Raw genomic sequence first — 9,093 nt, forward strand, 5'->3', positions numbered from 1 at the left:
GGGGCATTCGTTCCCGGAGCGGGAGCGAGGGGATCGCGGCGTTGGCAGGCCGATGCGCCCCGCCAACGCCGGAGAGGTGGCGGCTCCCGCAGATCTCAGACCGTCGCTGCGATGCGGGCGATCTCGGCCATTGCCGCGTCGCGGGTTTTCGGCTTTGCCGCCGGCATCTCGCAAAAGGCGGTGACGATCAGTGCGCCGCGCCTGCTCGGCCAGGCGACGCCGATATCGTTGGCCGTGCCGGTGCCGGTCGTGCCGGTCTTGTCGCCCACCAGCCAGTCGGCGGGAAAACCGGCGCGAAGACGCGCGTCGCCCGTCCTGTTGGTGACGATCCATGCCGTCAGCCGGTCGCGCGAGCGGCGCGACAGCACATCGCCGAACAGCAGTTTGCGCAGTGTTCCGACCATCGCCGCCGGCGTTGTCGTGTCGCGCTCGTCTCCGGCGCCGTCATGGGCGTTGAGCGCGGGCTCCGTGCGGTCGTGGCGGGTGATGCCGTCGCCGAGCGAGCGGACGAAGCCGGTCAGCGCCGCCGGCCCGCCGAAACTCTCCAGCAGCAGGTTGGCTGCGGTGTTGTCGGACAGCGTCACCGTCGCCTCGCACAGCTCCGCCACGGTGAGACCAGGTCCGTCCGCATGCTTTTCGGTGCCCGGCGACCAGGACACGAGATCGCGTTTCGTGAAGGGAATGCGCCGGTCCAGCTGCTCTTTCTCCTTGTCGACCCTGGCAAGGACGAAAGCGGCGAGTGTCAGCTTGAACGTGCTGGCCATCAGGAAGCGTTCGTCCGCCCGGTTGCCGTAGGTCGTGCCGCTGGTAACGTCGTGAATGGCGATGCCGAGGCGCCCGCCCGTCTTGCGCTCGAGAGCGGCAAGCCGTCCCTCGACATCCGCCTTGCCGGCGGCTCCCGCGAATGCGGGCGAACTGTTCAGCGTGGCGGTGACCGCGGGGGCAAGCAGCAGCGAGCCGGCAAGTGCCTGCCGGCGTGACAAGTTCAGCATGATCCATGTCTCCGTATGGGTGCGGTTCCGCCCGGCATCCGCCGGTCACGAGAACCATTGCGTCGGTGTCCCCAACCCTCGGACGCGACTATGCGGATGCAATGAGCCCTCGCCAAATGATCAGTTCTCGGCATAGACATGAGAAAATATTGGCCTTGAGGAGTAGCAAGGATGGATGTTTCGCAATTGCCGCTCAACGCATTGCGGGCCTTCGAGGCCTCGGCCCGGCTCGGCAGCTTCACCCGCGCGGGGCTGGAACTCAGGGTGACGCAGACGGCGATCAGCCATCAGGTGAAGGCGCTGGAGGAGACCCTCGGGCTGACCCTGTTCAAACGCCTGCCGCGCGGTCTTGCCCTGACCGACGAGGCCCATGCCCTGCTTCCGGTCCTCACCGACGCGTTCCGCCGCATGAGCGCGACGCTCAGCCAGTTCGAGCAGGGAAACTTCCGCGAGATCCTGACAATCGGTGTCGTCGGCACCTTCGCCATCGGCTGGCTGCTGCCGCGTCTCAACGCCTTCCGCCAGCGCCATCCCCATGTCGACCTGCGCCTGAAGACCAACAACAACCGCGCCGACATGCTGCTCGACGGGCTCGACGTCTTCATCCGCTTCGGCGACGGAGCCTGGCACGCGACCGAAGCCGTTCATCTGATGGAGGCGCCATTCGCCCCCGTCTGCGCCGCACCCACCGCCGCGCGTCTCGGCCGCCCCGGGGACCTTGCAGGGGAAGAGTTGCTGCGGTCCTATCGCCAGGACGAATGGGCCGCCTGGTTCCGGGCGGCGGGCGTCGAGCCGCCACCGCCGGCGCGCGGCTTCATGTTCGATTCCTCCCGCGCGCTGGTCGAGACGGCGGCGCAGGGAGCCGGTGTCGCCCTGGTTCCCGTTGCCATGTTCGCCCGCGAGATCGGTGAGGGGCGCGTGGTCAGGCCCTTCGACATCGAGGTGCCGATCGGCGCCTACTGGCTGACCTGGCTGAAATCACGCGAGGAAACGCCCGCCATGCGGGCTTTCCGGAACTGGATCCTGGAAGAGGCGGGCAGGCCGCCTCAGCGGTAGAGGTCGGCGCGGGTGAGCGGGATGGCGGGCAGGCCCTTGGCCGACTTGCCGCACAGCACCTGGTAGATGCGCGCCGAGCCGCGATGGAAGGTGAGGGCGCAGCCGCCCAGATACGCGACCCACAGCCGGTAGAGCTCCGGCCCGGCGAGCGCCTCGGCTTCGGCGCGCCGCGCCGTCAGCCGCTCGCACCAGACCCGCGTCGTGCGCTCGTAGTGCTGGCGCCAGTTCTCCACGTCCTGCACCTCGAAACCGGCGCGTTCCATCTCCGCGACCGTGTGGCCGATATCGTCGAGCTCGCCGCCGGGGAAGATGTATTTCTGCAGCGCCCGCTGCTCGGGGCGGGTGATCAGCCGCCGCCGCCGCTTCTTGGCGCGCCGCGAGATCGCGTGGTTGAGGAACAGCCCGCCCTCGGCGAGCAGGCCCTGCACCTTGGCGAAATAGGCCGGAATGTTGTCGAGGCCGATATGCTCGTACATGCCGACCGAGACGATCTTGTCGAACCGGCCGTCAAGGTCGCGGTAGTCCTTCAGCTCGAAGGTGACCCGGTCGGAAATGCCGAGACGCTCGGCCTTCGCCCGGGCGAAGGCGAGTTGTTCCTCCGAAAGGGTGACGCCATGACCGCGCACCCCGTGATGGCGCACCGCGTGGCAGAGCAGACCGCCCCAACCGCAGCCGATGTCGAGCAACGTCTCGCCCGGCTGAAGCCGCAGCCTCCGGCAGGTCATCTCCAGCTTGGATATCTGGGCGTCTTCCAGCGAGGCGTCCCCGGAAGGGAAGTAGGCGCAGGAATACTGCATCTCCGGATCGAGGAAGAGGTCGTAAAACTCATTGCCGACATCGTAGTGGAAACCGATGAAACGCTTGTTGTCGGCCGCGCCCTTGCGGGTCCGCCCGTCGGAGGCGCCGCCGAAGCCGCGGGTTTCGTCGGGCGAGATGGCGGGTGCGAGGAGGAGCGGCAGGGCGGCCTTTGCCAGTGCCAGCTTGCCGACCTGGCGCATTCGCCGGCGGGCGGCACGGTCGGTGGCGAAGGGCATGCCGATATCGATGATGGTGCCGCCTGAAATGTCGACATGGCCATGCGCGTAGTGACGGATCAGCCGGTCGAGCGAGGGGCGGCGCAGCAGCGAGGGCAGCACGCCGGGTGAGCGGATCTCCAGCATCAGTCCGGGGATCGGGTTGCTGCCGAGCGGTTCCACGGAACCGTCCCACAGGCGCAGCGAGAAATGCGCGTCCAGATGCGGCCGCAGGACGGCAATGGCCTTGCGGGTGGCGCGCAGGACGCGGTCGTCGCGCGCCTCGTTCGGGGTTTCACCGCTGGCTGTCATTGTTCTCGCTTTGCGTTTGCGTTGGACCCGGCGTTCCGGATCATGTCTGGCCGAGCACCGTGCAGCGGGCCTCGGCAAGGGCGGCCTCGACGAGTTCGCGGCGAAGGGGTTCGCCGTCGAAGGCGCGCAGCAGCGCGTAGCCCATGGTCTCGTCCGTCTCGATGACGATCAGGTCTTCCAGATCCTCCGGCGGGTTCTCGCGCAGCACGCTGAGCTGTTCCGTCGTGATCACCAGCACGTCGAGCAGGCCGCCGCTGCCCGATGTACGGTCGTTGAGGCTGTAGATCGCCTGGCCGCGCGCGTTGAACAGGGCGAAGGACCAGAAGGGCGGCGGCAGTGCCGCCTCGATCTTCAGCGGTCCCTGGCCGAGATCGAAGCGGCAGGCCGCATGGATCATCGTCGGGTCGAGCATGGGAAGCGGTTCGGCACCGGGACGCACGTCCGGCAACCGGTTGAAGACGCCGTCCGGGCCGAAGGCGGCGATGCGGGCATAGGCCGTCTGGGGCACATGAGCCGGCACACCGAGCACCGTGACGACATGAATGATGCCGCCGAGGAAAAGCCCGGCGAGGAGGATCATCCCGGCACGCAAGAGCAGGGTGCCATCGAGGATCTCCCGCAAGAGGCCGCGACGGGCGGTGCGGGCGCTCATCGGCAGTCTCCCCGGAAGACGGACGGCATCGGCACATTGGCAACGCCCGTGCCGGTGGTCAGCGGCGTGTCGTAGAGGCGCAGCGCGAAGACAAGGCCGTTGGCATCGGCGGACGTGGGCAGCCAGTTGCCCGGCCTCGCGCGGGCGGCGGCGGTGACGATGAACTCGCCGTCCGGCCGGCGCAGCAGGTGCCGGCTGTCGAGGCTGGTGCGCGGGCTCTGCGTTTCCACGAGGTGCAAGCCGGCATCGAGCGGAACAAGGGTCCACAGCCGTGCCGGAGCGGCCTGCCCGGCAATCACGTAGTCGCAGGCGGGCGGCAGCAGGTCGCCCGCGGAATCGGTCCGGGCCAGAAAGACGAGCCCCTCGCCATCGGCCAGCGGCACGCGCCCGGTGCGCGCGTGGGTGGCGGCGGAATAGGGGTCGGCCTGGCGGGTGCCCTGGTTGGGTCGGGCCTCCCAGACGCCAAGATTGAGCGTACCGAAGGCCGGCCCGCGCTCGACCGCGAGATAGGCGCTGAGGAAGCCTGTGGCGACGGCGATCGCCAGAACGAAGGCGAGATCGACGGCAAGCATCCGCCGCCGGGGACGCAGGATGGCGGGCAGGCGGTCGGGCACCTGCCCGTCCGTCTCCGGATTGGCCGGCAGGTGCGCGCGACGGCGGGATCCGCGCATGCCGTAACCGCGAAGGCGGGAGCTCGCCCGCTCGGGCAGGGAGGCAGGCATCGTCACTGGGCGACCGGCTCCCCGCTGGCGGATACGGGAGCCTCTACCCGCTTGCCGATGGCGTCGAGCCGGGCGCCGATCTCTTCCAGAACCGCGATGGACTGCTCGCGCAGGAGCCTTGGCCGGTCGGCGCCGGTGCCGACGACAGGCACCTCGTCGGGCGCGCGGGGCGGCCGGTCGACGCCGGGCAGCGGCCTGAGTTCTATGCCCTTGTGCGCATATTCCATGATCGCCTGCCAGGTCATCGCCGGAATGCTGCCGCCGGTCATCCGCGCGGTGGAGGTGAAATCGTCATTGCCGAACCAGACGGCGGCGGCATAGTTGCCGGTGTAGCCGACGAACCAGCCGTCGCGATAGGCCTGCGTGGTGCCGGTCTTGCCGGCTGCGGTGACGCCCTCGACCCGCGCGCGCCGGCCGGTGCCGTTCTCCACCACGTTGACCAGCACCTCGTTCATCTCGCCGGCCTTTTCCTCGGGGAAGATGCGTTCGGGCGGGGCGCGGTTGACGGCATGCTCGTAGATCGCCTCGCCGGCGGAGTTGCGAACCTCGAGGATCGCGGTCGGCGTCACCTTGAGCCCGCCGCTGGCAAAGCTCGCGTAGGAGGCGGCCATGTCGATCACCGTCACCTCGGCAACGCCGAGCGGCAGCGGCCGGGTGATCAGCAACTCGGTGGTGATGCCCATCGCATGGGCGTATTCGACAATCTTGTCGCGGCCGATCGCCTGGGCAAGGCGCACGGGCACCGTGTTGATCGACTTGGTCAGCGCCGTCTTCAGCGTCACCGGGCCGGCATAGCCGCGCGAATAGTTGCGCGGGCTCCAGCCGCCGATGGAGATCGGCGCGTCGGGCACGACGGAGGCCGGCGAATAGCCGTTCATGAAGGCGGTGATGTAGACGAAGGGCTTGAACGAGGAGCCGGGCTGGCGGATGGCGGTGACGGCGCGGTTGAACTGGCTCTCGCCATAGTCCTTGCCGCCGACCATGGCGCGCACGGCCCCGGTCTCCGGCACCACCACCACCGTGGCGCCTTCCTCGACATGATAGCGCGGCCCGTGCTGGCGCAGGTTGTCGAGCAACGCGCGCTCGGCCTGCCGCTGCAGGCCGGGATCGAGCGAGGTGCGCACAGTGACGATGCGGTCGTTGGCAAGCTCGGGCCGCGTGCGGGCCAGCTCCTTGACCTGCTCGAAGGCGTAGTCGAGGAAATGGTCGGGCGAGCGTTCCTTGCTGCGGTCGATGGCGACCGCCGGATTGCGCCTCGCGCCGATCACCTGGCCCTCGGTCATGAACCCGGCCTGGACCATGTTGGTCAGCACCTCGTTGGCGCGCGCGCGCGCCGCCGGCAGGTTGATGTGCGGGGCGTATTTGCTCGGCGCCTTGAACAGCCCCGCCAGCATTGCCGCCTCGGCGAGGCTGAGTTCGCGCACGTTCTTGCCGAAATAGAACTCGGATGCGGCCGCGACGCCGAAGGTGCCGCCGCCCATGTAGGCGCGGTCGAGATAGAGCTTGAGGATCTCGCGCTTGGACAGGTTCATTTCCAGCCAAAGGGCGAGGAACGCCTCGTTGATCTTGCGCTCCAGGGTGCGCTCGTTCGACAGGAAGAGGTTCTTGGCGAGCTGTTGGGTGATTGACGAGCCGCCTTGCACGACGGTGCGCGCGCGCACGTTTTCCATCATGGCACGGAAGGTGCCCATCACGTCGATGCCGAAATGGTAGAAGAAGCGCCGGTCTTCGGTCGCCAGCGCCGCCTTGATCAGGTGATCGGGGATCTCCTCCAGCGGCACCGTGTCGTTGAGCAGGATGCCGCGCTTGCCGATCTCGTTGCCGAACCGGTCGAGGAAGGTGACCGAAAAATCCTCCGTCGTGCGCCAGTCGGCCCGCTCCGTCTGCTGGAACGCATCCTGGGCGAGCGTCAGGAGCACGATCAGGCCAAGCAGGCCGAAGGTGACGCCGTCGGAGGCCAGCTCCGCCGCGACCCGGCCCGCCCCGCGCGCCCGGAAGCGCCGGAGCCAGGCCGAATAGCCCTCGACGCCGGAGCGCAGCGAGGAGAACAGCCGCCAGATCGCAGTGTCGACCCAGGCGTCGACGGACAGGAGGCCGGCCCGCACCCGCGAACCGAACGGACGACGGGCAGGGGCCCGGCCCCGGCCGTCGCCGGCCTGGCCGCCCGTTGCGGGAGCTGTCCGCTCGCCTGTCTGGCTGCCCGACTGGTTGTCGGGATCGCCGGATCGCTGGTTCACCTTGACCGTCCGTTCTGTTATGGCCGTAACTGTCGGCGCGGGACTGACCGGCCACACGGGGTGCGCCGGCCGGCCGACCGGGCGGCTTGCCGGAAAATCCTCGCGGACACTCGCACGGGCGACGTTGCGTCCGCAAGGCGGGAACACCTTGGGCAGGCTCCCTGTTTTACTCCCGATCGATCGGGGCTTTCAACATGTGACAGCATGCCGCCCCCGGAAATGAGCAATGGACCTGACATGATCGACGATGCAGCGGGCGGCGCGCCTGAGGACGCCGAGGCGCCGTTCTGGAAACGCAAGGGGCTGACCGGGCTCACCGACAGCGAATGGGAATCGCTGTGCGACGGCTGCGGCCGCTGCTGCCTCAACAAGCTGGAGGACTGGGAGACGGGCGAGATCGCCTGGACCTCGCTCGCCTGCACCCTGTTCGATGCCGGCAGCTGCCGTTGCGGCGACTACGAGAACCGGCTGGACAAGGTGCCCGACTGCCTGCCGCTGACGCCGGAAAGCGTGCCGGACCTGACCTGGCTGCCGCCGACCTGCGGTTACCGCCTGGTGGGCGAGGGGCGCGATCTCTACTGGTGGCACCCGCTTGTCTCCGGCGATCCCGACACGGTGCACGCCGCCGGCATCTCGGCGCGGGGGAAGACCTTCCCCGAGGACGGCGTTCCGCTGGAGGACTACGAGAATTTCCTCGTCGACTGGCCGGGCGAGAACCCTATGGAGGAGAAGGCGCAGGCGGGATTTGTCGAGAGGCGGTGAGGGGAATGTCAGCCTTGGAAGCAATGCCGAGAGTTTCCGGAATGGTGGTTTGCTTGACGTGACCCGATGGGCTCGCATTCTTCATACTCTTTCTGTCGGTTGGGTCTCCATTTCGATCCTCGGGGCCGCAACGGCTACTTCCTATTTCGCGATCCTGCTTCTGGTGATTGCGCTATTTTTTGTATTATCGATGTATTTTGACTCTCTGGCGCTTTGCGCCGCGAATTTTTGTTTGGTGGTTATCTGGTGTGTCTCGGTTATATTGTTTCTCGCAGAGCTTTTTTGGCAGAAATGGACATTTTCGTTTGTCTTCGTGCTTCCGCCGGCATGTCTGTCGACGCTTGGCTTGTTTGTGCTCCTGAGGGCGATGGAAAGGAAATCGGACGCCTCCTGATGAACGCCGATTGGTGCTGCGCGGGGCCGCTGTTCGCGTTGGGGGCGAGTGATGAGGCCGCCATACCCTCAGGCCGTCACCCCGGGCAAGGCGAAGCCGCGACCCGGGGCCTATTGGTTGCCAGAGCGGTTGTGATGAGGTCGAGGCGGTTGCGCTTCGGGCCTGCCGCAGCTGCCGGCGCGGACAACGGATGCTGCGGTTGCCAATGGATCCCGGATCAAGTCCGGGATGACGCCTTAGGGGGGCAAGGCCGATGCAACACCGACGGCGCGGAAAGGCGGCCGGGATGACGGCTGAGCCAGGGCGGGCGCCCTGCGACTGTCAGTCCGGCGTCTTGTTTTCCGCCCGGGCCTTCTCGCGCCGGTCGTTCTCGGTGAAGGCGACGTAGTACTTGTAGATGTTGCCGACATAGCGCACGGGTTCGCGGCTGACGCGGGCGCGCACGATCCATTCCACGTTGCCGAACCATTTGTCCGGATCGTAGCCTTTTTCGGCTGCCTCCTTGCGCAGGTGCGCGAAGCGGCTTGGCCCCGCATTGTAGGCGGCGAGGGCGAAGAACACCTGGTTGACCGGGTCGTCGGCGAGATCCTCGAAATAACTGTCGGCGAGGAAGCGCAGGTATTTCACGCCCGCCTCCACGTTGCGGTCCGGATCCTCCATCACTCCCTTGATGCCGATGTTGGGGTCGGCGGCGGTGGAGGGCTTGATCTGCATGAGCCCGACCGCGCCGGCATTGCTGCGCACCGACTGGTCCCAGCGGCTTTCCTGAAACGACTGCGCGGAGACGAGCAGTCGGTCAAACCGGTAGGCATCGCCGTAGCGGTCGAAAAGCGTGCGCACCGCTTCAAGACGCCGGGCATGGCCGGGGTCCTCCAGGCTTTCAAGATACTCCGCGTCCTTCAGGTATTTCGTCAGGATCATGTTGCCGATGAGCGTGCCCTTGCGGGCGGTCT

9 protein-coding genes are annotated in these 9,093 nt (G+C 67.5%); 3 read left to right on the forward strand and 6 right to left on the reverse strand.

Translation table 11 applies throughout. The features are described 5' to 3' along the window. Positions 1 to 95 precede the first annotated feature (95 nt). Positions 96 to 995 (reverse strand): class A beta-lactamase, encoded by a 900-nt coding sequence (gene bla, locus ACN0T5_RS20530; RefSeq protein ID WP_417770474.1) that lies wholly within the window; start codon positions 993 to 995, stop codon positions 96 to 98. Between the two features lie 168 nt (positions 996 to 1,163). Here bla and ACN0T5_RS20535 point away from each other — a divergent pair, with 168 nt between their 5' ends. After that, positions 1,164 to 2,048, forward strand: coding sequence for a LysR family transcriptional regulator (locus ACN0T5_RS20535; protein ID WP_417770467.1), 885 nt, complete (start codon positions 1,164 to 1,166; stop codon positions 2,046 to 2,048). Here ACN0T5_RS20535 and ACN0T5_RS20540 read toward each other — a convergent pair. From ACN0T5_RS20540 to ACN0T5_RS20555, 4 genes are read right to left on the reverse strand one after another with little or no spacing between them, the layout of a single operon-like run. Next, positions 2,039 to 3,373: a class I SAM-dependent methyltransferase gene (locus tag ACN0T5_RS20540; protein ID WP_417770468.1), complete on the reverse strand. Its 1,335-nt coding sequence runs from the start codon at positions 3,371 to 3,373 to the stop codon at positions 2,039 to 2,041. The genes ACN0T5_RS20535 and ACN0T5_RS20540 overlap by 10 nt on opposite strands. 40 nt (positions 3,374 to 3,413) lie before the next feature. Further along, positions 3,414 to 4,025 (reverse strand): hypothetical protein, encoded by a 612-nt coding sequence (locus tag ACN0T5_RS20545; RefSeq protein WP_417770469.1) that lies wholly within the window; start codon positions 4,023 to 4,025, stop codon positions 3,414 to 3,416. After that, a complete protein-coding gene (locus tag ACN0T5_RS20550) occupies positions 4,022 to 4,747 on the reverse strand; it encodes a DUF1214 domain-containing protein (RefSeq protein WP_417770475.1) in 726 nt (241 codons plus the stop codon). The genes ACN0T5_RS20545 and ACN0T5_RS20550 overlap by 4 nt, the downstream gene beginning before the upstream one ends. Positions 4,748 to 4,749: 2 nt before the next feature. Then, positions 4,750 to 6,984, reverse strand: a complete 2,235-nt coding sequence (locus tag ACN0T5_RS20555) for a transglycosylase domain-containing protein (RefSeq protein WP_417770470.1) — start codon at positions 6,982 to 6,984, stop codon at positions 4,750 to 4,752. A gap of 237 nt (positions 6,985 to 7,221) precedes the next feature. On the opposite strand from ACN0T5_RS20555, the gene ACN0T5_RS20560 reads away from it, so the two are divergent. After that, positions 7,222 to 7,746, forward strand: a complete 525-nt coding sequence (locus ACN0T5_RS20560) for a YcgN family cysteine cluster protein (protein WP_417770471.1) — start codon at positions 7,222 to 7,224, stop codon at positions 7,744 to 7,746. 49 nt (positions 7,747 to 7,795) lie between these two features. Then, positions 7,796 to 8,140: a hypothetical protein gene (locus ACN0T5_RS20565; RefSeq protein WP_417770472.1), complete on the forward strand. Its 345-nt coding sequence runs from the start codon at positions 7,796 to 7,798 to the stop codon at positions 8,138 to 8,140. Positions 8,141 to 8,461: 321 nt separating this feature from the next. Here ACN0T5_RS20565 and ACN0T5_RS20570 read toward each other — a convergent pair. Beyond that, positions 8,462 to 9,093, reverse strand: a 632-nt coding sequence (locus ACN0T5_RS20570; RefSeq protein WP_417770473.1) for a transglycosylase SLT domain-containing protein, incomplete at its 5' end; no start/stop codon positions are given.

Origin of the sequence: Stappia sp., from assembly GCF_048261845.1 — a bacterium.
Lineage (GTDB): Bacteria > Pseudomonadota > Alphaproteobacteria > Rhizobiales > Stappiaceae > Stappia.

Coding starts and splice junctions, on each gene's coding strand:
- ACN0T5_RS20535 (WP_417770467.1), top strand. CDS start 1,164: ATGGATGTTTCGCAATTGCCGCTCAACGCATTGCGGGCCTTCGAGGCC.
- ACN0T5_RS20540 (WP_417770468.1), bottom strand. CDS start 3,373: ATGACAGCCAGCGGTGAAACCCCGAACGAGGCGCGCGACGACCGCGTC.
- ACN0T5_RS20545 (WP_417770469.1), bottom strand. CDS start 4,025: ATGAGCGCCCGCACCGCCCGTCGCGGCCTCTTGCGGGAGATCCTCGAT.
- ACN0T5_RS20550 (WP_417770475.1), bottom strand. CDS start 4,747: ATGCCTGCCTCCCTGCCCGAGCGGGCGAGCTCCCGCCTTCGCGGTTAC.
- ACN0T5_RS20560 (WP_417770471.1), top strand. CDS start 7,222: ATGATCGACGATGCAGCGGGCGGCGCGCCTGAGGACGCCGAGGCGCCG.